Origin of the sequence: Rhodococcus sp. IEGM 1372, from assembly GCF_030056835.1 — a bacterium.
Classification (GTDB): Bacteria; Actinomycetota; Actinomycetes; order Mycobacteriales; family Mycobacteriaceae; genus Rhodococcoides.
Window position 1 is genome coordinate 26,003 of record NZ_JASHKS010000026.1, and the last position, 25,566, is coordinate 51,568.

Below are 25,566 nucleotides of genomic sequence, written 5' to 3' on the forward strand. Positions count from 1 at the left end.
TGCTGTGGGCCGTTGTTTCGCTGACTCGAACTCAGGACGGTGAGTTTTCGGTCTGGTCATGGGTGGCTACTTGGTTGTTTGCTGCCGCCGCAATCCTGACCGGACTTCGTACATTTCGCCGCAGGCAATGACGACGAGCACGGACCGCAAACAGGTAGGGAGTTCACTGCTGCATCGCGGGGCGGTCAATTCGATAGCCTCGTCGACAAGAGTCCCGGCACAGTCGTTCCTCGGATGGCCTGAGCTGCCCGTTCTCCGTGTGATGCGCCGAAGGGTGGACCCCGCAGGGCGGGAGTGACGAATCTGCCGAAAAGCTTTTTGATTCAACCACAGTGGGGGGGCGCCCACGGGGACGTCCCATTTTCCAGTTCACCGACCGCCTCGCACTGTATGGTGACCGCGGGGATCGGTAGGGCTCGGGAAGAATGTCGGGGGATCATGACTCTGTTCGGTGTGCTCGATCGCGTATTGACTCGACAACTACCCCTGGAGCCTCCGGACGATCCCCATGCCGCGATCCTTCCGACCCCGATCGACAACGACGCCTTCTTCCTCACCCCTCCCGGCATAGAGGACCTTGCACCCGGTGCGGTGATCCGACAGCGCACGACCCGCGGTCTGGTGCCCCGGCCGCGAACCGCCCTGCATCAGTTCATGGTGCGATCGACCGACGCGCGGGGTCTCCCCGCCGGCGTCACCGCCTCGCTGCTGATCCCGAAGCGGCCGTGGACCGGGCGCGGACCGCGGCCCGTCGTCGCCCACAACGTGGCCATCGATTCCCTCGGAGCCAAGAGCACGCCGTCGTACCGGCTCGTACACGGTGTCGGTGCCGACCTCCCACCGGCGATGCCGATCTGGCTCGCCCGCGGATACGCCGTCCTCGTCGCCGATCACCAAGGCCCGCGGATGTCGTACTCCGAAGGCACGATGGCCGGGCATGCCGTCCTGGACTCGCTGCGCGGGATGACGATCGTCGCCCCGGAGCTCGCCGACAGCCCAGTGGTGGCCTACGGCTACAGCGGCGGCGCGATCGCCACCACGTGGACGGCGCAACTACAGCCGAAGTACGCGCCGGACGTGAGGTTGGTGGGCGCCGTCGCCGGTGGAACGCCCACCGACTTCTCGATGCTGCTGGACACCATGAACGGCACCGTCGCGGCCGGCCTGCTGGGTGCGGCGAGCATGGGTCTCGCGCGTGAGCACCCAGAGATGGTGGAGTTGTTCGGCCCGAAGGCGCTGCTGTTGGCGTCCTGGGTGAAGGACATGTCCGTCCTCCCCCTGGCCTTGGGTGGGTTGGCACGCATGCGAATCGAGGACTTGGCGTCCGAGCCCCACCCGTTCGACTCCGACATCGCGCGGCGGGTGATCGCCGCGAACCGTCCTGGCGCCGACGCGCCGTCGGCGCCGGTCGCGTTCTTCCACGGTTCCGCGAGCAAGTGGATCGGCGATCGCTTCATCCCCGAGGCCGGCGTGACTGCCCTGATCGAGCAGTGGCGCAGCAAGGGTTCAAATGTGCACTACGAGCCCGTGGCAGGCGACCACTTCATCGGTGCCATGACCGGTCTGCCGTTCTTGTTACGTTGGACCGCAGAGCAATTCGCGATCAACGGTTCGGATTAACTCGCCGCCCCTTGGGAAATATGGTGCCACCAGTCGGACCAGAACCGACACTGTGCGGATTTCAAGTCCCTGGAAATGGATCAACATGAATGTCAACGGACCTGATATTTGTTTAATTGCAGCGGTTTTCGTGCATCGGCGTCCCAACGAGTCCATGCTCGATCGCACTGACTTGTGACACTCTCGTGACACCGAACTGCCGCCAATTCTCTGACACCGGACAGTCCTGATCGGTGTCGGAGTGGGCCCACCAGCATGGGCGCGTGCGGGACAGCCGTTTCTGCTGCGTACAGAGTGTCACTGCGTGCCGGAGATCGACCTCACCCTGACGTTCCTTCGCGCCACACCGTACGACGCGGAACGCACTGCGTCACCACGGTCGAATACGGCCTCTCACACCCGGGACGACATTGATTGAACCCGATCCTGAACATGTATGTGCGCGTTCGGAGGTGGCGGTCGGCACCTCCGATGCTCCCGGTTCGCCCACGAGGTTGTGAGGCCACGACCCGTCTCTGTGCGGCTTGCAACCACGAAAACGCGCGCTCCCGGCGGTGACACTTCAGCGATGTTCGCCCGGGTATGACGCTCAATCCCCCGGGACGCTCTCGATCGTGTCGAGGAACTTGCGAGTACCGAGGTTGCCAACGAGAGCGGCCTCGACGTCGAGGGCGACACCACTGGTTTTGTCGGCAAGCGTGATGTGCAGGACGGTTCCGCGCTGTCGATGGGTGATCTCGAGGTGAGTACGCGCGATTTTCACCAATAGCTCTTGGTGACGCCACGATCCGAACAACCCCGATCGCCGCCGACCAAGCGCATACAGAGTCGTCTCCGATACAGCGAGCACCACCGACGGCGGCATCTTCTGCCTGCGGGCAGCACTTCCCCGGCCTACCATCAGACCGCCGATCTCCCACGCCGTGGTCGAAGATCCGCCACCGCCGATCGCTGCACCCAGGCCCATGCCCACAGCGCCAGCGAACGTCGACCCGCGAGGGACCGTCAAAGCGACATCGAGGACTCGATCGTCTCCGACGGCGGCCTGCGCACCTGCACGGGCTTTTGTTTCACGTGACATAGCTCGTTCCTCCGAAAATCGCGTCGAGCAGCGTCGGTCTGAGGTTGGATTCTGTCGCAACAATTCAATACGAGCGAAAAATGAATTCTTTTTAGTCTTGCGAACGCTACCAAATCGACCTAAACCGGCAGGCAGTTCGAACCGCGGCGAAGTTCTGGCGTCAGAGACTCTTGCACCGCCGAAAGGAAGGGAATCACGCAAGTAAACCGCATCGAGTGCGGAATTGAATACCCAATAGACAGCACCGGAATAGGTCGCACGAATGTCATCCAAGACGCTGAAATGTACTGGCGTCTGTGGAAAAGTTTTCCAGAGCAGAGATGAAGGGGAGAACCCGTGACCACAACTCGGACCGAACCATATTTACTCGCAGAAACACATCGCCATCGAATACCAGCCGAGCACCGTGTGCTCGGCCTCGACCGGCGAACACTCCCACCCGCCCTGTTCGTCCTCGCGGTGTTCCTCGTCCTGACCGTCATCGTGCCCCGAGTGAATGCCTCCATCGGTTGGGACGACCCGGTGCGCGCCGGTGAACAGCTGGCCCTCACCGACACCCTCGTCTTCACCCCGGCCACTGGATGGAACGTCGAATCCGGCTTCCGCGTCGTCGACGAGCAAGTTCGTTTCGGCGCTGCGACCATCGCCGGTGACGGCGTCACCGTCGAGATTTACCCTGATTCGTTCGACGGCAACGCCGATCAGTTGCTGGATTAAGTCGAGAAAGTCACCTCCCGCACTGCCGACCCATCGTTCCGGGTCGACGGAAGCCGCAGCACCCTCACCACGACGGCGGGCCAGACCGGCATCGTTCAGCCCTACAGCAGCCTGAGCAACGATGGACTGGTCGCTGCCTTCGTTCTCGACGGCACCGGCATCGAGATCACGGCGTACGGTCCGCCCACCCAAATGACCGCAGCGGCGCAGACCATCCGAGACATGATCGCCAGCATCCAGACCATCGATGGGAACAACGCATGAGCACCACCGACACATCGGCAGTGTCCTCCAACGCGCTGCGCCGTCAAAAGGAAGCGATCGAGATCTCCGGCTGGGGAGAGCGCTTTCATTTCGTTCAACCCCACAACCTCTCCTTCTGGGTGTACCTGGCACTCACAGCAATCGGAGCGTTTCAGGCCTGGGCCTACTACGCGCCAGGGGCCGGTTTCTACGCCGGAGGTCTCGCAATAGCGGCAGTGCTGTGCGGCTTGGGTGGTCTCGCCTGGTTCGCCTGGTTCCGGCACATCGACCGGTGGGAGCGTCAACCCGGCCTGCTCATCGCGGCCGCACTCTGGTGGGGTGCCATCCCGGCGACGTTCGCATTCGCGATGACCGTCAACACCGCGATGCTCGGCATCTACTCCAAACTCTTCGGTCAGGAATGGAGCGCCAGCTGGGCCGCCGGTGCCACAGCGCCGTTCACCGAAGAAGCCGCCAAACTGTGCGGATTCATCCTGCTGATGAGCCTGGCCCCACGCCTGATCCGCACCGCCAACGACGGCCTCATAGTCGGAGCATTCATCGGACTCGGGTTTGCGGTCTTCGAGGATTTCCTCTACGCCGCCAACTCCGCAGCCGCGACCTTCGGAACCGACCCGGTCGGCAACGCGTCGCAGACGGCCATCGGGCGTATCGCCGCCAGTTTCGTCTCCCACCCACTGTTCAGTGCATTGGTCTGTGCCGGTGCCCTCTACCTCATCGGAACCGCCGCGCAGCCCCGCAGAATCGGGCGCGGGCTGGCCTTCGTCGTGGCAGGAATGCTCCTGCACTTCACGTGGGACGACGCGACCGGGCTCGGATTCGGCAACCCGTTCGTCATGATCGCAGTCATGTTCGCCTCCATCGTCATCGGCTTCACGATCCTGACGATCGCCTTCCGGAAAGCCGCGCCGCGCGAACACCAATTCGTCCGCGACATCCTCGCACCCGAAGTAGAAGCAGGAACCCTCACCGACGCAGAGATCGACGGAGTGCTGGACCGTAGGGCGCGCAAAGAGTTCCAGAAGTCCGCGCCCAACAGACAAGCACGACGGGCACGTAAACACCTGCGCCGAGCGATCCTCGATCTCGCACACGATATCGCCGACGCAAAGGGCAACGACACCGAGGCCGTTCAACACTCCCGGGCAGAGGTCGAGCGCCTGCGCGCAAGAGACGGCATCAGCCGTCAAGTCTGAAGCGCGCCAGGCAACGTCACTCTCACGCTCGCCATCGAACAATTTGGCGACGAACGCTTCCCTGGCGCACACCGTGAGAAAGTCCGCGCCGAAGTCTCCAGTTAGAGATCCGGGTCCACTTGGACTCTGGTGCCCCCAGTCGGACTCGAACCGACACTGTGCGGATTTCAAGTCCCTGAAAGTCGATCCACGCCGACTCCGACGGACTCGATAATTGTTTATTTGAAACACTTTTCATGCGACACCGTCCAGTCCAGTCCATGCCCGAACGTACCGACTTGTGACACCCTCGTGACACCGAACTGCCGCCGATTCTCCGACACCGGACAGTCCTGATCGGTGTCGGACAGCCACGGTATCGAGTGGACGGAGAGCGTCCTGGCGCACCAAACGCTCTGTGCGGACTCGTGACAACGAGACTCATGCGTCGCGAACCCATAACACCCTCGAGTCAGTAGGCCGTGCAACTGCGGGCTTTACCTGGAGTACTTGACCAGCTTGCGCATAGCCAACTGACAGCACCGCTACGTGCGACGAACTCGACGTTGTTCTCGGGCTACCCACCGGATGGTCACACTGCCACGACATGACATCTGTCATGACCCGCCGATGATGTCGTCAGAAGATCCGATGTTTGTGTGCACTGTTGTGCCCCGGTCGCCGAGACGACAGTAGGGGATGCACAGAGCGAACCGAAGCATCGACGAGGAGGGCACCATGAACACGCCGGAATCGACATCGGACGACAACAACGAGACGCAGACAATTCCCGGTGGCAAGGCCACCGAAAAGGTCAATGCCACACAGCTAATGCTCGACAGCCTCGGCGGAACCAGTGGAATGATCTACACGGCCATTCCGGTCGTGGCATTCGTCACCACCAATGCCCTGGTGGCCCTTCCGATCGCCGTCGGCATCGCGATCGCCATCGCACTGGTGATCACTGTATTTCGCGTCAAACGAGGCGAGCCGATCGCGCAGGCCAGTGGCGGACTACTGGGTGTCGTCGTCGCAGGCGGTATCGCCGCCTGGACGGGGTCGGCAGGGGGCTACTTCCTCATCGGCATCTGGCTGAGCATGGCCGGGGCTGCACTGATGCTGGCCTCGATACTCGCGCGACGACCGTTGACCGGACTGCTATGGAATGCGCTGCACGGCAACGAGTACGACTGGCGATCCAATCGCTCGGTCATCCGCGCCCACTACATCGCGACGTCGACATTCGCCGTGTTGTTCGGTGCCCGCTACGTCGTTCAGGACTGGTTGTACGACACCGACGCCACCGGTTGGCTCGCGTTTGCCCGGATCGCAATGGGCACCCCGTTGCTCGCAGTGGCAGTGCTCGTCACCGTCTGGGCGTTCCGTCGCTCGACAGCGCAATTGGTTCACTCGAACCCCGCGTAAAGACGAATTGGCCCTTGACTATGCCGTTAGGTCACAGTCGACACTGATTCCGACCGAAAAGAACCGGAGGAGAGCGACATGGGCTGGAGCACTCGGCAGATAGCCGATCTCGCCGGCACCACCCTGAAGTCGGTGCGGCACTACCACGATGTCGGACTACTCGACGAGCCCGAGCGTGCTTCGAACGGCTACAAGCAGTACGGCGTCACACATCTCGTACGGCTGATGCAGATCAAACGCCTCACAGAACTGGGATTCTCGTTGGCCGACATCGCCGCACAGGGTGACGGGCGCGACCATCCCGAACAGGCACTGCGCACCCTGGATGCCGAACTCGGCGCAACGATCGAACGCCTGCAGCGAGCACGGTTGGAAATCGCGATGCTTCTCCACGAATCCCTTCCGACCGATCTGCCACCCGAACTCGGCTCCGCAGCAGCACACCTGACAACAGCAGACCGACAATTCATCACCTTCGCCAGCACGGTACTGAACCCGACGGCCCTCGACGCCTACTGCGACCTACTGCGGTCCACTCCGCAGCTGCCCGCAGACCCGGAATTCGACGACCTCCCGGCCGACGCCGACAGCGCCACCACCAGGGATCTGGCGGAACGAATGGCCCCGCATGTTCGTCAACTGGCGGCTCGTTTCCCGGCCTTGTTCGCCGACACCGACGGCGACAGACAACGGCTGACTCGCGCACTCGCTATCGCCGTGGAAGACCTGTACAACCCCGCCCAACGCGAAGTACTCCGACAGGTGGCGGCACTCAACGCCACCGATCCCGAATAGAACATCGTCACAACGCAATTCGACAGGAGTCGACCAACCATGCCCCTATTCGCCAACAGGAGAGCGAAACTCTTCGCTGCAGCATCAGCGTCGATACTGCTGCTCGGCGGCTGCAGCCAATCGCCGCCGGAACCGAACGCAGACCCCGAACCGTCAGCCGATCTGCAGCAGTTCTACGACCAGAGCGTGGCATTCGAACCATGTGCAGGCTACGGCACCACCACAACCGACGAGCAACTGTTCGCCAGCGACCCCAGGTTCGAATGCGCCCGCGTGGACGTACCACTCGACTACGACAACCCGGACGAGCGCACAGCACAGATCGCGCTGCTGAAAGCCCCCGCCCGAGGAGAAAAAGTGGGCTCGCTCCTGCTCAACTCCGGCGGACCGGGCGGGCCTGGAATGAGCATGGCGGCGTCAGGTGCGACGTCGACGTGGGCACAGAGCCCGCTGACCGAAAAATTCGACCTGATCGGATTCGATCCCCGCGGCGTCGGTGCATCCACCCCGGCCATCGACTGCTTCACCGATGAGGAGTACGAGGCAGGACAGGCCTACACCACAGTCCTCACCGGCTCGAGAACCCTCACCGAGGACGGTGCACGGCAGCTGGTGAGCCAGTGCTCCGAAGGATCAGGGGGCGACGACGTGCTCGAACACGTCGGTACCCGCGACGCTGCCCGCGACATGGACATTCTCCGGGCCGTGCTCGGCGACGACACCCTGAGCTACCTCGGCCAGAGCTACGGGACACGCCTCGGTGCGGTCTACGCCGAGATGTTCCCCGAGAACGTGCGCGCGATGGTCCTCGACGGCGGAATAGATCCGGCGCAGGGCACAGCAGAACGCAGGATCTACCAATACACCAACTTCCAGAAAGCGTTCGACGACATGGCAGCGGCATGCGCGAGCACCCCGGACTGCCCGTTGGGCACCGATCCGAGCCAGGCCGTCGACAATTTCCAACAGATCGTCAGACCGCTGATCGACAATCCGATCGTCACCCCCGATGGCCGCATCATGGACTTCGACGCCGCATACAGTGCCGTGATCGCTGGGCTCTACGACTCCACGGCATGGCCTGTCATCACCAAGGGAATCGCCGAACTGCAAGCAGGACAGGCCGATACGCTTCTGAAGGTCAACGACATCTTCGGCGGACGGGACACCGACGGCACCTTCCCGAACTTCCCCGAGGCGCTGTACGCGATCAACTGCATGGACGAACAGCGCAACACCGCAGAACAAGAGGTGGACCTCAAACGGCAGATCCAGGAGATAGCACCGTTCACCGACGCAGGCCTCGGACCGGAGGGCGCACGCGACCCCTGCGAATTCTGGCCTGCAGAGCCGACTCTCGACATCCCGTACGCCACCGACGTCGACGGACTTCCCGACACTCTTACCATCTCCGTGACCGGCGACCCGTCCACCCCGTACGAGGGCGGCGTCAACTTGGCGAATACCTTGGGCGGCTCGCTGCTCACCGTCGACGGCGAACAACACACCGTGGCGTTCGGTGCAACGAGCCCCTGCGTCAACGACATCGTCGCCAGCTACCTCGTCGACCTCCAATCCCCACCGACCGACGCCCGCTGCGCTCTGTAGCGGCCGAACGAAAGGACGAATCATGACTGCACCCCACTGATCTCGGTCGAGGACTTCTTCGGCCCACCCGTTCGCTCCGGTGCCACGATTTCACCGGACGGCAACAGGATGGCCTTTCTCGCGCCGTGGAAGAACCGTCTGAACGTGTGGATCGAGGACCTCTCGCCCGGCAGCGAGCCACGCTGCGTCACCGCGGACGAGACTCGCAGTGTGCACGCTTTCCAGTGGACGGACGACCCCCGCTGGCTGCTGTATCTGCAGGACACCGGCGGTGACGAGAACCACCACGTGTTTCGCGTCGACCTGGAGGATCCCGATGCCCCGGCAGTCGATCTGACGCCGTTCCCCGGTTCCCGCGCGGTGGCCACCGAACCCGTGCGAGGTAAGGCAGGGGCGTACACCGTCCTGATCAATGCGCGAAACCTCGCCGAGTTCGACCTGTACGAAATCGAGATTGCCACAGGTGAACTGACGATGATCGGGCAGAGCCCCGGCGTCGGACGGTATCCGATGCTCGGTTCGGACGGCCAGGTGTTCGCCTCCGCGATGACCGCGGAGGGCACCATCGAGATCACGCGGCTGGACGAGTCCGGCGCAGAAACCACGGTGACGTCGTTCGACGGCACCGACTACCCGATGGGCATCAGTCCGATGCAGATCACCGCGGACGGTACCGGTATGTGGCTCGGTTCCAGCCGAGGTCGCGACTTGGCCTATCTGATCCGCCTCGACCTCGAGACCGGCGAGGAGACCGTCGTCGACAGTCACCCGACACTCGAACTCGACGGTGCGCGACGAGCAGTCGAGCAGACCTCGCCACCGCTGATCTGCGACAGTGCAACCGGAGAGCTCATCGGTGTTCGGTACCTGGGAGAACGCCAGGTGATCCATGCACTGGAACCGGGTTTTGCGGAGATCCTGAAGAACCTCGAGCAACTGTCCGACGGTGACATCGGAGCACTGTCCTCCGATGACACCGGTCAGAAGTGGATCGTCAGCTTCGTCCACGACCGCGATCCGTCCGTCACCTACTACTACGATCACACCACCGGATCGAGTCGCCGACTCTTCCGCCCCTACCCACACCTGGAACCCGAGGACATGGCCCCGATGGTGCCGGTGAACATCCAGGCGCGCGACGGTCTGACTCTGCCGTCGTATCTGACGCTTCCGGTCGGCGTGGAACCCGAGAATCTGCCGATGGTTCTGGTGGTGCACGGCGGCCCATGGTATCGAGATTCGTGGAACTTCGATCACATCGCGCAAATGCTGGCGAACCGCGGATATGCAGTGCTGCAGGTCAACTTTCGTGGATCGGTCGGATACGGCACAGCGCATACGAACGCCGCGGTCGGCGAATTTGCGGGCGCGATGCACGACGATCTGATCGATGCAGTGAAATGGGCGGTCGAGGCGGGGTACGCCGATCGCGAGCGAGTGGCCATCATGGGTGGTTCCTACGGCGGCTATGCCGCGCTGGTGGGCGCATCGTTCACACCCGACACGTTCGCCGCAGCAATCGACTGCGTCGGCATCTCGGACCTGTCCAACTTCATGCGGACCCAACCTGCCTTCATCGGTCCGGGAATCATCAACAGCTGGCACCGATTCGTCGGCGACCCCGCCGATCCCGATCAGCTGGCCGACATGCTCGCACGATCACCCATATCCAAGCTCGACGCGATACGCGCGCCGCTCCTGATTGCGCAGGGCGCCAACGACCCTCGGGTCGTCAAGGCAGAATCGGACAATGTCGTCGAGCGGCTGAGGTCACGTGGCGTCGACGTCGACTACCTCGTCTTCGGTGACGAGGGTCACGGATTCGTCAACCCGGAGAACAGTATCCGCTACTACCGCGAGGTGGAGAAATTTCTCGCCCAGCACCTCGGCGGCCGTAGTCTGCCATGATCGGAAGCACAGTGGAGGTGGATCGGAAGCTCGTCGTCGAAGTCAGTCCGAGTCGCCCTTCGGCATGGGTGCAGCGGTGTGAAAAAGCATCGAAATGGCGTGCTGCAGAACGTCTGTTTCCGAGCGAATTCGAGTAGCGTCGGTCGGGAGGGCTCGTGCTACGGAGAGCCCGTCCAGTACCACGTTGAGATAGGCAGCGCGCTGGGTGTTGTCGCCCGGCGGCAGGGCACCTTCTGTTTCGAGAACGTCCAGCCAGTGTTCGATGTGCCGGAGTCCGGCCGCGCTGAGAGCGTTGTATGTGTCGATGGCATCAGCGTTGAGGTCCGAGCTGAGGTAGGTGCCGAACGTCCGCCGCCATGTATCTCGGGCTTGCTCACCGGTGCCGGTGGCCGACAACACCTGCTGCATACACGCCAACAGTCGCCCCTCGGCAGGCACAGTGGTGTCTTCGATGACATTCTTGTTCGCCACCAGCCCGGTGATTCCCGCGGCGACTTCGTCCATCAACGCTCGCTGCGTGGGGAAGAAGTGACGCAGTGATCCGGTACTGACCCCGGCTCGCGCGGCGACCGCCCGGACGCTGAGCCGGGTGCCCGGATCCTTGGACACCATCGTCGCGGCTGCGATCAGAATCCGGTCCCTGGTGCTGGGTTCGCTTTCGCGAGTCTCCACATTGTCCGACACCCCCCAACTCTAATACAGCGTGATACCTTCAGATCTACTATCACGCTGTACTAGTAGAGATCGAGGATCGAGCAGATGGGAATCAAACAGTGGCGCTACCGCCGCATTCGCGCCGGATCGGGTGAACCGCTTCGCCGCTACCGCTGGTGGCAGATGTTCGGCAGATCGCTGCGGTCGATCACGCTGTCCGCACCCGACGGCACGACGTCGGTCTATGCAGTCGATGTACGACACATGGGCGACGCGAAGGACGGTGAGGTGCGCGCTCGCCTCTACGTCGACGGCGCACAGCAGTCGTACGCCAAGATGCCGACCCGCTTCCCCGTCCCCGGTGGGCACATCGAGGTCGCGGCTAACGGATTCGGGCTCGAGCGCTGCCATTACGTGCGTGAGGACGGCACCGAACAACAGCTCTCTCCCGATCCCGCATCCGCAGAGGGACGCCGCGCTCGGCTGCACCACCGGCACCCCGGTCCGAGTCGCGTCATCGGTCTCATCTCGATCCTGCTCGTCATCGGCGGCCTCTGCGTGGAGGTGCCGCAGATCATCGCATCCCTCTCGCTCATTCCCCCCATCGCCGACTCGATCGGAACATTCACCTCACCCATCCGACTGCCGCTCCACGTCAACCTGCTCATCGGATTCGCCGCTGTCATCGGCAGCACCGAACGAGCTCTACGAATGCGATCGAGCTGGATCGACGAACTCGCCAGCTGAACCCCACGAAGGGAAAACCACCATGCCTCAGACGATTCCGACCGCTATCCGACGGAAGGACGAGCAACGACGATGGCCGAAGCCGGTGATGGCGGCGGCGGCCGCTGCCTCAGTGCTCCTGCTCGCCGGATGCTCCGGTGCAGCACCGAGTGATGACGACAGCGCGAACGGGGTTGGCCTCGAACGGTTCATGGAGCAGGAGCTCGCGTTCGGGGCGTGCGATGCCAGCGTCGTGGACTCCCAGCCGCCCGTTCCCCAAGTCGTCGAGGCGGCAAAGAAGGCGGAGTGCGCGATGCTCACTGTCCCGATGGAATACGAGGATCTCGACGGCGAGACCATCGAGATCGCCGTGTCGCGCATTTCCGCCACCGGCGACAACCCGATCGGCTCTGTCGTGCTGAACCCTGGCGGTCCCGGAGCCGCGGGGACGACGCTCGCCCCGCTGGTGAATGCCCTGTGGACGGGAGGCCCCATCCCCGAACGCTTCGACATCGTCGGCTTCGATCCGCGGGGAGTCGGTCTGAGCAATCCGGCAATCGACTGCTACTCCGATGAGGAGCGCGACGCCGACGCACCCCTGTCGGCTCTCGGCAAGTGGACCGGAGAATCCGCGCGCGCCATCGTCGACAAATGCGCCGACGGCTCCGGAAGCGAAGAGGTGCTCGCCCACCTCGGAACACGGGATGTCGCTCGCGACATGGATGTACTCCGCTCCGCACTCGGCGATGACAAGCTGACCTATGCGGGAGTCAGCTACGGCACTCGACTCGGTTCGGTGTACGCCGAGATGTTCCCCGAGAACGTTCGTGCGCTCGTTCTCGACGGCGCAGTGGATCCACTCATGGACACCGCGGATCGCAGGATCCAGCTCAGTGAAGGCCTTCAGGCTTCGTTCCAGCGTTTCGCCGACTTCTGCATGACGCAGGCGACGTGCCCGCTCGGAACCGACCCGGCACAGGCGACCGCTACAGCGCAGGAGCTCCTCCAACCTCTCGAAGAAGAGCCGCTAATGGCCGCTGACGGACGAGAGGTCGGCTTCCTCGCCGCCAGCGAAGGAATTGTCTCCGGCCTCTACTCCGAAGCCAGCTGGCCCGCGATCATCGCGGGGCTGACGGAACTCAAAGCCGGACGACCCGACGCTCTTCTCGCAATTCGCGACGGGTACTACGGCCGGTCCGACACTGGGGAGTACACCAATTCGTTCGAGGCGCTCTTCGCCATCAACTGCCTCGACGAGCAACGGTTCACCGAAGAAGAGATGACCCAGCTCGGCCGCGATCTCAACGAGGCCGTGCCGTTCCTCGACCCCGGATCCACTCCCCCTACGCAGGACGGGTGCGAGTTCTGGCCGGCCGAACCCACACTCGGATACCCCTACGCCACCGACATCGACGGCCTTCCCGAGGTGCTCGTGGTCTCGGCCACCGGGGACCCCGTGACGCCTCACGAAGGAGGCATCAGCCTGGCCGACACCCTCGGCGCGCGGTTGCTCACGGTCGAGGCCAACCAGCACGGAACGATCATCTCCGCCAACGACTGCGTCGACGGAGCGATCGCCGACTACCTGATCGACCTCGAACTACCGGAAGAAGGTACACGCTGCACCATCTGACCCTGCTGAGCCATCGAGCGGGCCCCGATCCGCTCGATGACTCAGCCGTCCCGGCGCTCAATCACGAGCTGCCGCAATCGCATCGGTGTGCAGCGCATCGGCGTGGAAGGCCGCGCGCCTCGGCTACGCATCGTGGATCATCCTCGCTGGGTTCATGCTTACCGTGGCGGGAATGGTCGCATCGGTCGGGTGCTCGCGAAAACCGCTGCCTCCGTTGTCCACTCAAATCCGTGCTAGACCGCCGAGATCCACGCTACAACCCGAAAAGCACTGTCCCGGTCCAGAAACTGGATCCATATGGACTCTGGTGCCCCCAGTCGGACTCGAACCGACACTGTGCGGATTTTAAGTCCCTGGAAGTGGATCCACCTGAACATCTCTGGACTCGATTTCTGTTTCTTTGCAATATTTTTCGTCGTTACGGTCCGGCTCGGTCCATGTCCGAACGTACCGACTTGTGACACTCTCGTGACACCGAATTGCAGTCGGATGCGGTTCTCGCACTTGTCCGAGCGTCCATGAATGTGGACGGGCCGAGGTGGATAATCCGATCTGAAGACGAGCGATGATCCAGCGGATCCGTACGAGCAAAGTGCAGCAAAGTGAACCGTCCCGGGTTTCTTGCCGCTCCTACGCTTGCAACATCTCCGGGAGGAGTGTCGATTCTTGACTGTAGTAGACCTCCTCGAATTCGTCTGGCGTGAGGTACTCGAGGGTGCTGTGAAGTCGACGTTGGTTGAACCAGTCGACCCATCCCATCGTGGCGAACTCGACATCGTCGATGGTCTTGAGCGGGCCGTTCAGGAATGGGCTCCGCTTCGATACCGCCTCGGTCTTGAACAACCCAATTGTGCTCTCCGCCAACGCATTGTCGTAGGCATCCCCGACACTTCCGATCGAAGCCGCGATCCCCTCGAGCACAAGCGTTTCCGCGAACGCGATCGAGGTGTACTGGGCAAGTTCAACCGGTCGTTGCAACACCGGGCTGGCTGCCGGCGTCGCTGTGATGGATGAGCCCTGAGTCGACGCGGTGTCCCCCGTGATCTCGTCGCCACAGTGCCATCTTCAGCGCCGTGGTGACCATCGCTGTGTCTTTGACCGTCGAGGCGTGCCAACCGACGATGGCTCGGGAGAAGCAGTCGATGACGAACGCGACGTAGACGAATCCCGCCCACGTTCTGGTGTACGTGAAGTCGGTGACCCACTTCAGATTCGGGGCCTCGGATGTGAAGTCACGGTCGAGCAGGTCAGGGGCCCGTGTGGAGTTCTTGCCGCCCTGGATCGTGGTGCGGTGCCGTTTGCCTCGGACGACGCCGGACATACCCTCGTCGCCCATCAGGCGGTCGATTGTGCAGGCAGCGGCGTTGTGGCCCTTCCTACGCAGGTGGCGGTACATCGTGCGGCGACCGTAGAGCTCTTCCGGTTCTCCGACCGTGTCGCGGAGCGCGGCGGTGAGGTAGGCGTCGGAGATCGTGCGGGCCGACGGTGGTGCGCTCTTCCAGTTGCGGTACGTGCGTGGGGCGACCTGTACGCCGTGCTCGGTGAGCACGTGGCAGATCGACTCGACCCGGTATTTCTGTGCACGCATCTGATCGATGAATTGGACTATCTGCGGCGGCGAGGGTCGAGCTCCCTCGCGAAGAAAATCGATGCCGACTTCAAAATCTCGTTGGCTTCCTTGAGATCTCGGTTCTCACGTTCGAGTTCCTTGATGCGCTGTTGCTCCTCGGTCGTGGCTCCAGGAGATTGGTTGGCATCGATCTGAGCCTGGCGTGTCCAGAGCCGCAGTGACTCCGCGCCGACGCCCAGTTTCGGTCCGATCGCCTTGCAGGCGCCGTAGACGGAGTTGTACTCGTGGAGGTGGTCGAGGACCATCTTCACCGCACGCTCACGTTGCTCGGCCGGGTAACGCTTCGACATGTGCTTCATCCTTCACAAAGAACGAAGCGGCATCAAACCCGGGACGGTTCAAAGTGGCCGTACGTGCGTAACGGAACCGCGCCGATGGAGACGCCGCCGTGGCTCACCTGACTTTGCAGTCCTCACGCAATAGACACGGCCAGCACTGCCGAGCTTCGGCTTGGATTTGATCCAAGCCAGCCACCCGAGCGATTGGCTCACTCAGTCAAGAGGAACTGGACCGAGTTCGCCAGGAGATGCATCGAGGGACTCGATTCTCATCGGCTCGTATTCGAATGACCGTCTGAGCGTGCGGTGCTCGATGCCGTCTGCACCGGACACGACGCTCTGGATCACCGGATGCGATGGTGACACTTGAACGGCAGAACGCGCCCACGGACGCTTTCGGCTGCCGGTCACCTCGAGTGGCACAGAAAGTAGAGTTCGACGTATGGGCATCCACCCCGCACGCGTAACGTCCACCTTCTACGGGACATCGACCATCCGTATCTCAGACGGCGATACAGCGTTCATGACCGACGGGTTCTTCTCCCGACCGTCCTTGCTCCGGGTCAAATTCGGACGCATTTCACCCGACCTCGGGCGAATCTCCGACGCCCTTGCCCACGGGAGCGTAGAACGTGTTGCCGCGATACTGGTGGCTCATTCCCATCACGACCACGCCATGGACGCGCCCGAAGTAGCACGTCGCACGAACGCAACCCTTTACGGCTCCGAGTCCACCCTTAACGTCGGTCGCGGATGGAACTTGAACGAGGATGCGATGGCCCTCATCGCAGACGGTAGCACCCTACAATTGGGTAAGTTCACCGTCACGGTCTTCGAAGGTGAGCACAGTCCAGGCGACTTCTCTCCCGGTATTATCACCACCCCACTCACGCCGCCGTGTCGCGCCAAGCAATACCGCAACGGCGGTTGTTTCTCGTTCCACATCGCCCACCCCCAAGGCTCAGTACTGATCCATCCCAGCGCCAACTACGTCCCGCACAAATTCGACGATCTCGACGTCGACACGCTATATCTGGGAGTTGGTACGCTCGGGAAGCAGTCGGAACAGTTTCAAGATCGCTACTGGCATCACGTGGTAGAGGCGACAAGTCCCAGCCTGATCATCCCGGTGCACTGGGACAACTTCGGGCGATCACTTCGCCGCCCGTTACGACCCCTACCTCGGGTCTTGGACAACTTCTCCGCAACGAAAGAGTTTCTGGCTCGCAAATCTGCCGACGCGGGAATCGACGTCCACTTTCAAAGGCCTTTCGAGACACTACATCCCATGTCGTAGCGGAACTCATGAGCGCTTGGAAGCCTCGAAATCATGCCGGCAATACACCACGATCCATCGATCACTGGGCGCATTGACCCGGCAGCGAAGAACCCCCGAGACATGACCACGTGAGCCAATCAGGTGCTGGTAACGATTTACGCCGAGGTCTGCCGTAGCTCGTGCTCTCTGTTTTCGAGTGCATCGATGGCGGCCGCCGTCAAACTCTTCACGATGTGCTGACGCATGAGATCTGCAGCCCCCTGCGAGTCCTGTGCGACGACGAGTTCGAGTATTCGGAAGTGTTCCTGGTGGTCGACGGTGCGCGGTTCCGCACCGGGTGGTGGCTCGAGCCCGATGCGTCGATAGCGGTCGGATTTGTCCCACAGGTCATCGAGCAGACGGATCAGGACGTCGTTGTGCGACGCCAGGTACAGCGTGCGGTGGAAATCTCGGTGCGCGCGCAACGCGTCCTCGCCCCACTTCTGTGTGACCGGCAGCAGCCTTCCCGCGGCCGCACGCATGTCGGCGATGTCTTTGTCTGTTCGCCGATCGGCAGCCAACTGGACAGCTGTTGGATCCAGCGACAGCCGAACCTCGAACAGCTGACGCGCTTCTGCTGCGCTCATGGGAGCGATGCGCACGTTCTTGTGATTGTCGAGCTCGATGAGCCCCTCGCTGCTGAGTCTTCTCACCGCTTCGCGGATCGGGGTGATGCTCATGTGCAGCCGGTCGGCGAGCTCGTATTGCGCCAGTTTCGATCCTGCGTCGAGAGTTCCCATCAGAATCATGGCGCGCAGCTCGGCGTACGCGACCTCCCCCTTGCTGGAGAAGACATTGGTTGGAGTGGTCACTGCTGGACCTGCCTCTCCGCTATGAGCGCAGCCCGTCCGGGCTCCTGTTGATCTGGGTTCTCGATTAGCGACCTTACACCCGCGATTCAGTCTTCTTATAAGATGCCCGATCGAATTCTCCACGATCTTATAAGAAGGGGTTGTGTTCGGCGTCACTCTCCGCTACCGTCCCTTACACCTTATAAGATATGAGAAAGGCGCAACATGAAGATCATCTCGGTACACGAGGGCATCGTCCCGATCAGCTCCTCGATTCGAAACGCGTGGATCGACTTCTCCAAGATGGACTGCTCGATCGTGGCCGTCGTCAGCGACGTGATGCGCGACGGCGAACCGGTAGTCGGCTACGGCTTCAACTCCAACGGGCGCTACAGCGCCGGCGAAATCCTCCGCCGCCGTGTCATCCCCCGCCTGCTCGACGCTGCGCCCGACGCTCTGCTCGACGCCGAAGGCGAGCTAGACCCCACCCGCGCGTGGGACTTCATGATGAGCAACGAAAAGCCCGGAGGACACGGAGAACGTTCCGTAGCAGTGGGTGTCGTGGATATGGCCCTGTTCGACCTCGCGTCCAAGATCGCCGAGAAGCCGCTCTACCGCTGGCTGTCCGACAAGCACGGTGACGGACAGCCCGACGACTCGGTGTTCGTCTACGCCGCCGGCGGTTACTACGCTCCCGGCAAGACCCTCGCCGACTTGCAGGACGAGATGCGCGGATTCCTCGACCAGGGCTACAACGTGGTGAAGATGAAAATCGGCGGTGCCGATCTCGCCGAGGACCTCGAGCGAATCGAAGCCGTACTCGAAGTCCTCGGCGGCGACGGACAGCGCCTCGCGGTCGACGTGAACGGAAAGTTCGACCTGGCCACCGCCCTCGAATACGGCGCAGCCATCGAACAGTACAACCTGTTCTGGTACGAGGAAGTAGGCGATCCCCTCGACTACCGACTCAATGCCGTTCTGTCCGAAAACTACTCCGGACGCATCGCAACCGGTGAGAACCTGTTCTCGCTTCAGGACGCACGCAACCTCGTCCGCTACGCCGGAATGCGACCCGACCGCGACATCATCCAGGTCGACCCCGCACTGAGCTACGGACTCACCGAATACCTGCGCATCCAGAAGATGCTCAAAGACCACGGCTGGTCGTCACGCCAGTGCATTCCGCATGGCGGACACCAGTTCTCGCTGCACATCGCAGCAGCGCTCAAACTCGGCGGCAACGAGTCCTACCCCGGCGAGTTCCAACCCACCGGCGGATTCGCCGACGGGGCAGTGGTCGAGAACAGCCGCGTCGGACTCACCGAAACCCCCGGCATCGGCTTCGAGGGCAAGGCCGCCTTCTACAAGGTCCTGCGCGAACTGCACTGACGGATACTAGCTCCACATCGCGGCAGAGCTACGCCGATGAACCCGATCTTCCGGGGTAGCTCTGCCAGCACCCTGAAGTCGTGGGCCCGCTCGAACTTCGATCCACCTTCTACGGAACTGTAGTGCTTACCGTGACGGGGAGTGCGCCTCAGGGATCGGTCGACAGGCCGCAGGGGAAAGCGAAGCGCCGAGTGCCGGCGAACCGGATCCACCACGAACCACAAACGATCTCGATACAGGCCAAGGAGGGCCCGCCCGTGGGAACAATCCTCATCACCACTGACTATCTCGCGCCCGGCGATCAGGTGGACGACTTGCTACGGGCCGCCGGTCATCGAACAGTACACAGCCCGGCAATTGGTCGGCGTCCCGAAGGTGAGATGGCTGATCTGCTGCTCTCGGCCGACGCTGCGCTGATCGCCGGCGAACCGGTCACTGCTCAGATGCTCGAACCAGCGACATCGCTCCGCGTCATCGCGCGCAGCGGTGTGGGATACGACTCGATCGACGTCGATGCAGCGACTGCCCGCGGGATTGTCGTGTGCAACACCCCCGGTGCCAACAAGAATGCCGTTGCAGAAATGACCATGACCCTGCTGCTGATGTGCGCCAAGCGCATCGGCGAAACCATGGTCGGCGTCAGAAACGGCACCTGGCCCCGACACGGCACCCGAGAACTACGAGGTGCCACCCTGGGCGTCATCGGACTGGGGCCCAGTGGTCGAGCAGTGGTCGAATTGGCGCGGGCGTTCGGGATGTCCGTTCTGGTGTCGACCGGTCACGCCGTCTCCGACCTCGACGTCGACTACGTAGGCAAGGACGTTCTCCTTGCTCGATCGGATTTCGTCACATTGCACGCCCGAGCTCAGTCCAGCGGCACGCCGATCATCGACCGCGCCGCACTAGCGGCAATGAAGTCATCGGCGTACCTGATCAACACTGCTCGCGGTTCGCTCGTCGACGAACCCGCACTCATCGACGCTCTCCAGCGCCACGAGATCGCAGGTGCCGGGCTCGACGTGTTCGCACGCGAACCCGTCGATCCCGACAACCCCCTCCTGAGCATGCCCAATGTCGTGTCGCTGTCCCATCTGGCGGGTCAGACCCGCGAAGCACGGGCCGAAGCAAGTCTTGCCGCTGCACGCGACATCGTCGCAGTGTTGGAGGGCCGGCACCCACGAGGCGCAGTCAACACCGACGAGAAGGCAAAGCTGTAAAACCACACCAACCGAGACCGCGGGGTTCATGAAATGCCCCGTGACGGAAAGCTTTATCACGCAGTTATCTTCACGGCCTTCGCCGTACTACTGCGGAACCTCTGCTCTCGGTGTCATTCGAAGTGTTTCGACCCGGCGACGCACCTCCCGTACCGGTGAAAACAATGCACACGAACACGGACGCCCCGGACGGCATTGCTCAGCGGCACCCGATTCCGAGCCCGATCGATTCTGCCCACCTGCCGATCCACCCACAACGCCGAACTTTCCCTCAGGGCCGAGTGGCGTTTCTCGGAACGTACGGTCTCGGATTCGGCGATTGATTCTCTGTTTGGAAGTCACTGATCCTGCAGCGCTGAACCGCGCAATCTCTTGCTCTCAATCGACCGGAGCGCGCTTCGGGTGCCGCTCACGAATGCTCGGTAAATGATCGCAACCCCACAGAAGGTGAGACATGTCCACTTACTATACAAAACGGGTCTGGGACGAACTTTGGGAGTCCCATCGGCAGATCAAGAAATTCATCTTGTTCTCCGTCGGCCGTGGCTCCTACAGTTCCGAACCGGTCGGGGCACGGTCGGGAGCAAGCTCTCCTGCTTCGATGTATCGACCGGATCGACCTGAGAGTGAGGAGCAAAAGCCGAAGAGCGGACCTCCCGGCGGCTACACCAACGCTCGGCTGGTCGGTCTGGCGCTGGGCCCGCTCCTGTTCGTGTTGACCCTTCTGTTCTTCCGGTCGGAAGGCCTCTCGACAGGAGGCGTCGCGGTCCTGGCCTCCACGTTGTGGATCGCAACGTGGTGGATCACCGAGGTTGTGCCGATCCCGGTTACCTCATTGCTCCCGGTGGTGCTGCTTCCCCTCACCGGAGCGGTCGATGGAGACCTCGTCGTCTCCGCATATGGCAACGACATCATCTTTCTGTTTCTCGGCGGCTTTTCTCTGGCGATCGCCATGGAGAAATGGAATCTCCACAAACGGATCGCACTGACCATCGTCGCAATGATCGGCACCAGCCCACGACGAATCATCCTCGGATTCATGGTTGCCACCTCCTTCCTCTCGATGTGGGTTTCCAACACCGCGGCAACGATGATGATGATTCCCGTAGGCCTCGCAGTGGCCTACCAAGCTGCACAGGCCCTCAAAGACGGTCAATATGCGGACGAAATACCCAAGTTCGAGAAATGCATCGTCTTCGCCATCGGTTATTCCGCAACCATCGGGGGACTCGGCACGCTTATCGGCACCCCGCCGCTGGCCATCCTCGCCGCCGTGTCCGGAGAACTGTTCGGGCAGACCATCAGTTTCGGTGCGTGGATGCTCTTCGGAGTCCCGATTGTCATCGCCCTCCTTGCCTTCGTCTGGTTCTACCTGACCTTCGTCACATACCGTTTCGGTTTTGCCGAACTGCCCGGCGGCAAGGATGTAATCCTGCAGGAAAAATCCCTGCTGGGGAAACTCTCCACCGAAGAAAAAATGGTTCTCGCAGTATTCGTCGGTACGGCGTTCATGTGGATCACTCGCGGATTCATTTGGGATGACCTGCTGCCCGGTATCAGCGATGGAATGATTGCAGTCACAGCGGCCATCGTGTTGTTCATGATGCCGACCCGCGGCAACAGCAGCGAAACCCGGATCCTGCAATGGGAGGACTCCAAGAAAATTCCGTGGGGAATTCTGCTCTTGTTCGGTGGAGGATTGGCCATTGCTGCCGGATTCATCGAAACCGGACTCTCGGAGTGGGTCGGAGAACAGCTACTGGTGCTCGATAGCCTCAACATCGTGCTGGTAGTGGTCGTCGCAGCGGCGCTTGTCCTCTTCTTGACGGAGATCACCTCCAACGCTGCAACGGCAACCATGATTCTCCCTGTGATGGCGGCCTTCGGTCTGGCTCTAGGTGTCCACCCCTACCTGCTGATGGTGCCGACCGCGATGGCGGCGAACTGCGCGTTCATGTTGCCCGTGGGCACACCGCCGAACGCAGTCATGTTCGGTACCGGGAAAATCGCCATCATGGACATGGTTCGTATCGGGTTCTGGATCAACCTCGCTGCGCTCTTCCTCATCGTGGCAGCAACGTTCTTCTTCTTGCCTCACGTATGGGGAGTCGACCTGTTCACCGCGCCACCCGAGTTCCAGTAAGAGTCATCGGAAGTGCGTTTGCCCGAAGACCCGGCAGTTGCACGACCCCGGTCGCGGTGACCGTGTGAACCGAGCGCCACGGAAATCAGTCTCGGGCGGCCGGCGACAGGTAGCTGGGCGAGGGCAAGCGATCGGGCAGTCTCGCAGAAGGAAGCGCCGAAAACGGAGGTTCCGGCGAGACTGCCCGCCTGGGCGAACCGATAAGCACCAGCAAAGCAATCGTCACAGGTCGAAAGCAACGGGGACGCTTTGTCACCGGAGCAACTATCTCTCGAATGCGATGTACACGACCATGATCGAGTTGCAGCCCGCTTCGACGTGCACCAGCGAACAACCTATCCGGTGAAATTGACCGCCGGCTCGGCAACGGCCCGCAGCGGGCCCAATCACTGGCTACAGATCGATCGAACGAAAGGTACAACAGTGCGTAACGACTTCGGGGCAATCGCACTCCCCCGGCCGACGGCTGACGTATGGGACTGGCAGCTGCAAGCCAGCTGCCGCGACCACAGCATCCGAACGTTCTTCCCACCGCGCGATCTCAGGGGACGTTCTCGCACACGAGCCGAAGAAGCAGCCAAACAAATCTGCAGGCCCTGCCCAGTACGCGGTGAATGCCTCCGCTACGCACTCGACAGCGGTGAACCGTATGGGGTGTGGGGAGGCCTGACACCGATCGAACGGTTCCGTCTGCGCAGCCCGGTACAGCCGGCCTCACCCGTAGAACGCGCAGAACAACCGACTACGCAAAGTTCTTTCGTCGGCCAAGGTACCTCTCCGGCTGCATCGCACTCGATCGGAACGCCGCGCAGGCCCTATCTGAAGCCAGCGCGTGACCGGAGCACCGTTCGGCCTGAATGAGTAAGCAACAGTCAGGATTCCGAGGCGGCATCAGGTTGTAGCCTGCCCCGAGAGGGGTTCGGTCAGAATGGCATCGCCCGGTGAGAGCATCGTGAAGGTAGGTATCCTCGCGATCGAGAGAAGCACGGAAGAGATCATCCAATCGAGGCACCCATATACGTGGCTTACCCTTTCAACGCGCGTGAAGTCGCTCGAAAGGTACGAAATGCGAGCCGCCACCGCAATGCCGAACACCGCGCCACAGACACCTACCGCACGGAAGACCGGTCCGGCTTTACCTGAAATCAAGGCGATCCCGATGTGAGAGACCTGCAGCCGAAGCAGTCGAGAAGTCGTGAAATGAGACCGCACTCCGTCGTATCGAAAGCGGGCACTTCCGGCGCGGCTCTTCGACGACGGAACTATCCGGCGGTCACCACGTTGCGAACAGAGCCGACCCCATCGATGCTCACTTCGACTGTCTGGCCCTCCGTCAGGTATTGGCGAGGTGTTCTGTTGTGGCCGTTGCCGGCTGGCGTTCCGGTGAGAATGACATCGCCGACCTCGAGAGTCATGAACGTCGAGATCAGTGAGATGAGTTTCGGCACCGAGAAAATCATCTGGTCGATACATCCGTCCTGAACCAGTACTCCGTCGATTGTCGTACGGATCCGCGCATCAACTGGAAGGCTTTCGTAAGGCACGATGGACGGTCCCAGCGGGGTTGTCGAATCCCACGCTTTACCCTGCAACCACTGTGTGCTCATGCTCTGAAAGTCGCGCACGGTCACATCGTTGGCGACCGTGCACCCCAGAACGTAATCGAGCGCATTCTTTTCGGGAATGCGCCGGCCGCGGCGACCGATCACAATTGCCAACTCGCCTTCGGCGTCGACCGCGACCGACTCCGAGGGCGTCTCGATCGGATCGAATGCCCCCACCAAACACGACACAAATTTCGTGAAGAAGACCGGATATGCGGGAGCTGCGGCACCGACGGGAAGGGCATCGTAATAGTTCATGCCCACGCCGATGATTCTCGATCTGTCGGTAACCGGGGGAAGCAACCTGACATCGGCTGCGGGAACAGATCGGCCGTGTTCGGGGTGCGTCGAACCGGGACGCAGATCGCCGACCGAAGCTGCATCGAGGGGGAAGAGCATGGCGTCTCGACGCCACCCGACCGATATTTCACCGTGGTGTTCGTAACGAACGTAGGCCATTTCTCAGGTGCTCATCTGTTGCGTCGGGGTCACCGAGCCGGTCGTCAGCCGGATCAACTCTCTGGTGATGTTGTCGCCGAGGGTGTTCGTGCTGGCCGATCCGCCCATGTCCGGAGTCAGAGAGTGCCCACCGTCGGCGAGCACGCTTTCGATTGCGCTCATCACTGCTGCCGCCGCCTCGGTCTCTCCCAAATGATCGAGCATCATCGACGCACTCCAGATCTGCCCTATGGGATTTGCGATTCCCTTTCCTGCAATGTCAGGGGCCGATCCGTGGACTGGTTCGAACAGACTCGGGAACGTCCGTTCAGGGTTGATGTTGCCGCTCGGGGCGATCCCGATGGTGCCGGTGCAGGCCGGACCCAGATCGGAGAGAATGTCACCGAACAGGTTGCTTCCGACGACCACGTCGAACCAGTCCGGGTGCATGACGAAATTGGCCGCCAGAATATCGATGTGATACTTGTCGACGCGCACGTCCTGGTATCCAGCAGCCATCGCTTCGACCCGCTCGTCCCAGTACGGCATGGAGATGGAAATTCCGTTGCTCTTCGTCGCCGACGTCAGGTGCTTCTTGGGGCGGGTCTGTGCAAGATCGAAGGCGTACTTGAGGATTCGGTCGACCCCCGTGCGGGTCATCACAGTCTCCTGGGTGACGATCTCGCGATCGGTGCCGTCGAAAATCTTGCCGCCGATAGACGAGTACTCTCCCTCGGTGTTCTCACGTACGACATAGAAGTCGATGTCACCGGGCTCTCGGCCGGCGAGCGGGCTCGGCACTCCGGGTAGGAGTTTGACCGGCCGCAAGCTCACGTATTGGTCGAAGTGACGGCGGAACTGGAGTAGGCTTCCCCACAGCGACACATGGTCGGGAACGACTTCTGGCCACCCGACGGCACCGAAGAAGATCGAGTCGAAAGACACGAGCGTGTCGAACCAGTCGTCAGGGAGCATCTGGCCGGTCCGCAAAAAGTAGTCGGCGCTCGCGAAGTCGAAATGCTCGAAATCGAGCGAGAAGTCGAACGCCGACGCGGCAGCCCGAAGGACCTTCAGCCCTTCCGGGACTACCTCTGTGCCGATACCGTCACCGGGAATGACGGCAATGCGATGTGTTGCGCCCATAGGGGATCT

General features: G+C 61.9%; 18 protein-coding genes and 2 pseudogenes. 14 read left to right on the forward strand and 6 right to left on the reverse strand.

Features of this window, described 5'->3' with window-relative positions; genetic code table 11:
• Positions 1–438 precede the first annotated feature (438 nt).
• Complete coding sequence (locus QM590_RS18630; RefSeq protein WP_269595948.1) at positions 439–1,620, forward strand: lipase family protein; 1,182 nt, start codon at positions 439–441, stop codon at positions 1,618–1,620.
• Positions 1,621–2,209: 589 nt separating this feature from the next.
• Here QM590_RS18630 and QM590_RS18635 read toward each other — a convergent pair.
• Positions 2,210–2,701: a hypothetical protein gene (locus QM590_RS18635; RefSeq protein WP_269595949.1), complete on the reverse strand. Its 492-nt coding sequence runs from the start codon at positions 2,699–2,701 to the stop codon at positions 2,210–2,212.
• A 408-nt stretch (positions 2,702–3,109) separates the two neighbouring features.
• Between QM590_RS18635 and QM590_RS18640 the strand changes: the two genes are divergently transcribed.
• From QM590_RS18640 to QM590_RS18665, 6 genes are all read left to right on the forward strand, one after another.
• Positions 3,110–3,418, forward strand: coding sequence for a hypothetical protein (locus QM590_RS18640; protein ID WP_269595950.1), 309 nt, complete (start codon positions 3,110–3,112; stop codon positions 3,416–3,418).
• 260 nt (positions 3,419–3,678) lie between these two features.
• Positions 3,679–4,878 carry a PrsW family intramembrane metalloprotease gene (locus tag QM590_RS18645; RefSeq protein ID WP_269595951.1) on the forward strand — a complete coding sequence of 400 codons (1,200 nt, stop codon included), beginning with the start codon at positions 3,679–3,681 and terminating at the stop codon, positions 4,876–4,878.
• Between the two features lie 717 nt (positions 4,879–5,595).
• Positions 5,596–6,282: a DUF3159 domain-containing protein gene (locus QM590_RS18650; protein ID WP_269595952.1), complete on the forward strand. Its 687-nt coding sequence runs from the start codon at positions 5,596–5,598 to the stop codon at positions 6,280–6,282.
• A gap of 78 nt (positions 6,283–6,360) precedes the next feature.
• Positions 6,361–7,077 carry a MerR family transcriptional regulator gene (locus QM590_RS18655; RefSeq protein WP_269595953.1) on the forward strand — a complete coding sequence of 239 codons (717 nt, stop codon included), beginning with the start codon at positions 6,361–6,363 and terminating at the stop codon, positions 7,075–7,077.
• 39 nt (positions 7,078–7,116) lie between these two features.
• On the forward strand, positions 7,117–8,685 hold the full coding sequence (locus QM590_RS18660; RefSeq protein ID WP_269595954.1) for an alpha/beta hydrolase: 1,569 nt from the start codon (positions 7,117–7,119) through the stop codon (positions 8,683–8,685).
• A 36-nt stretch (positions 8,686–8,721) separates the two neighbouring features.
• A complete protein-coding gene (locus QM590_RS18665; RefSeq protein WP_269595970.1) occupies positions 8,722–10,593 on the forward strand; it encodes a S9 family peptidase in 1,872 nt (623 codons plus the stop codon).
• 42 nt (positions 10,594–10,635) lie between these two features.
• Here the strand turns inward: QM590_RS18665 and QM590_RS18670 are convergent, their stop codons facing one another.
• Positions 10,636–11,277: a TetR/AcrR family transcriptional regulator gene (locus tag QM590_RS18670; RefSeq protein WP_269595955.1), complete on the reverse strand. Its 642-nt coding sequence runs from the start codon at positions 11,275–11,277 to the stop codon at positions 10,636–10,638.
• Positions 11,278–11,352: 75 nt separating this feature from the next.
• On the opposite strand from QM590_RS18670, the gene QM590_RS18675 reads away from it, so the two are divergent.
• Entirely contained in the window at positions 11,353–11,994 is a 642-nt protein-coding gene (locus QM590_RS18675; protein ID WP_269595956.1) for a hypothetical protein, read from the forward strand.
• Between the two features lie 22 nt (positions 11,995–12,016).
• A complete protein-coding gene (locus tag QM590_RS18680; RefSeq protein ID WP_269595957.1) occupies positions 12,017–13,606 on the forward strand; it encodes an alpha/beta hydrolase in 1,590 nt (529 codons plus the stop codon).
• 630 nt (positions 13,607–14,236) lie between these two features.
• Here the strand turns inward: QM590_RS18680 and QM590_RS18685 are convergent.
• A pseudogene (locus QM590_RS18685) lies at positions 14,237–15,526 on the reverse strand (IS3 family transposase).
• Positions 15,527–15,956: 430 nt separating this feature from the next.
• Between QM590_RS18685 and QM590_RS18690 the strand changes: the two are divergent.
• On the forward strand, positions 15,957–16,811 hold the full coding sequence (locus QM590_RS18690) for an MBL fold metallo-hydrolase (RefSeq protein WP_269595958.1): 855 nt from the start codon (positions 15,957–15,959) through the stop codon (positions 16,809–16,811).
• 137 nt (positions 16,812–16,948) lie between these two features.
• Here the strand turns inward: QM590_RS18690 and QM590_RS18695 are convergent, their stop codons facing one another.
• The gene (locus QM590_RS18695) at positions 16,949–17,644 is read right to left on the reverse strand and encodes a GntR family transcriptional regulator (protein WP_269595959.1); all 696 of its coding nucleotides are present in this window, start codon (positions 17,642–17,644) and stop codon (positions 16,949–16,951) included.
• Between the two features lie 204 nt (positions 17,645–17,848).
• Between QM590_RS18695 and QM590_RS18700 the strand changes: the two genes are divergently transcribed.
• The 4 genes and pseudogenes from QM590_RS18700 to QM590_RS18715 form a co-directional block, all read left to right on the forward strand.
• Entirely contained in the window at positions 17,849–19,012 is a 1,164-nt protein-coding gene (locus QM590_RS18700; RefSeq protein WP_269595960.1) for a mandelate racemase/muconate lactonizing enzyme family protein, read from the forward strand.
• Between the two features lie 257 nt (positions 19,013–19,269).
• Positions 19,270–20,229, forward strand: coding sequence for an NAD(P)-dependent oxidoreductase (locus QM590_RS18705; protein ID WP_269595961.1), 960 nt, complete (start codon positions 19,270–19,272; stop codon positions 20,227–20,229).
• A 601-nt stretch (positions 20,230–20,830) separates the two neighbouring features.
• Complete coding sequence (locus tag QM590_RS18710; protein WP_269595962.1) at positions 20,831–22,372, forward strand: SLC13 family permease; 1,542 nt, start codon at positions 20,831–20,833, stop codon at positions 22,370–22,372.
• A 444-nt stretch (positions 22,373–22,816) separates the two neighbouring features.
• Positions 22,817–23,109: pseudogene (locus QM590_RS18715) on the forward strand (WhiB family transcriptional regulator); the annotation flags it as partial.
• Positions 23,110–23,634: 525 nt separating this feature from the next.
• Here QM590_RS18715 and QM590_RS18720 read toward each other — a convergent pair.
• Positions 23,635–24,435, reverse strand: coding sequence for a fumarylacetoacetate hydrolase family protein (locus QM590_RS18720; protein ID WP_332112701.1), 801 nt, complete (start codon positions 24,433–24,435; stop codon positions 23,635–23,637).
• A 3-nt stretch (positions 24,436–24,438) separates the two neighbouring features.
• Entirely contained in the window at positions 24,439–25,557 is a 1,119-nt protein-coding gene (locus QM590_RS18725) for a tartrate dehydrogenase (protein WP_094631446.1), read from the reverse strand.
• Positions 25,558–25,566 lie beyond the last annotated feature (9 nt).

Excerpts from the sequence above, each read along its gene's own strand:
- QM590_RS18710 (WP_269595962.1), top strand. The coding sequence starts at position 20,831 with ATGTATCGACCGGATCGACCTGAGAGTGAGGAGCAAAAGCCGAAGAGC.
- QM590_RS18725 (WP_094631446.1), bottom strand. The coding sequence starts at position 25,557 with ATGGGCGCAACACATCGCATTGCCGTCATTCCCGGTGACGGTATCGGC.
- QM590_RS18720 (WP_332112701.1), bottom strand. The coding sequence starts at position 24,435 with ATGGCCTACGTTCGTTACGAACACCACGGTGAAATATCGGTCGGGTGG.
- QM590_RS18630 (WP_269595948.1), top strand. The coding sequence starts at position 439 with ATGACTCTGTTCGGTGTGCTCGATCGCGTATTGACTCGACAACTACCC.
- QM590_RS18690 (WP_269595958.1), top strand. The coding sequence starts at position 15,957 with ATGGGCATCCACCCCGCACGCGTAACGTCCACCTTCTACGGGACATCG.
- QM590_RS18680 (WP_269595957.1), top strand. The coding sequence starts at position 12,017 with ATGCCTCAGACGATTCCGACCGCTATCCGACGGAAGGACGAGCAACGA.
- QM590_RS18655 (WP_269595953.1), top strand. The coding sequence starts at position 6,361 with ATGGGCTGGAGCACTCGGCAGATAGCCGATCTCGCCGGCACCACCCTG.
- QM590_RS18650 (WP_269595952.1), top strand. The coding sequence starts at position 5,596 with ATGAACACGCCGGAATCGACATCGGACGACAACAACGAGACGCAGACA.
- QM590_RS18645 (WP_269595951.1), top strand. The coding sequence starts at position 3,679 with ATGAGCACCACCGACACATCGGCAGTGTCCTCCAACGCGCTGCGCCGT.
- QM590_RS18675 (WP_269595956.1), top strand. The coding sequence starts at position 11,353 with ATGGGAATCAAACAGTGGCGCTACCGCCGCATTCGCGCCGGATCGGGT.
- QM590_RS18635 (WP_269595949.1), bottom strand. The coding sequence starts at position 2,701 with ATGTCACGTGAAACAAAAGCCCGTGCAGGTGCGCAGGCCGCCGTCGGA.
- QM590_RS18700 (WP_269595960.1), top strand. The coding sequence starts at position 17,849 with ATGAAGATCATCTCGGTACACGAGGGCATCGTCCCGATCAGCTCCTCG.
- QM590_RS18660 (WP_269595954.1), top strand. The coding sequence starts at position 7,117 with ATGCCCCTATTCGCCAACAGGAGAGCGAAACTCTTCGCTGCAGCATCA.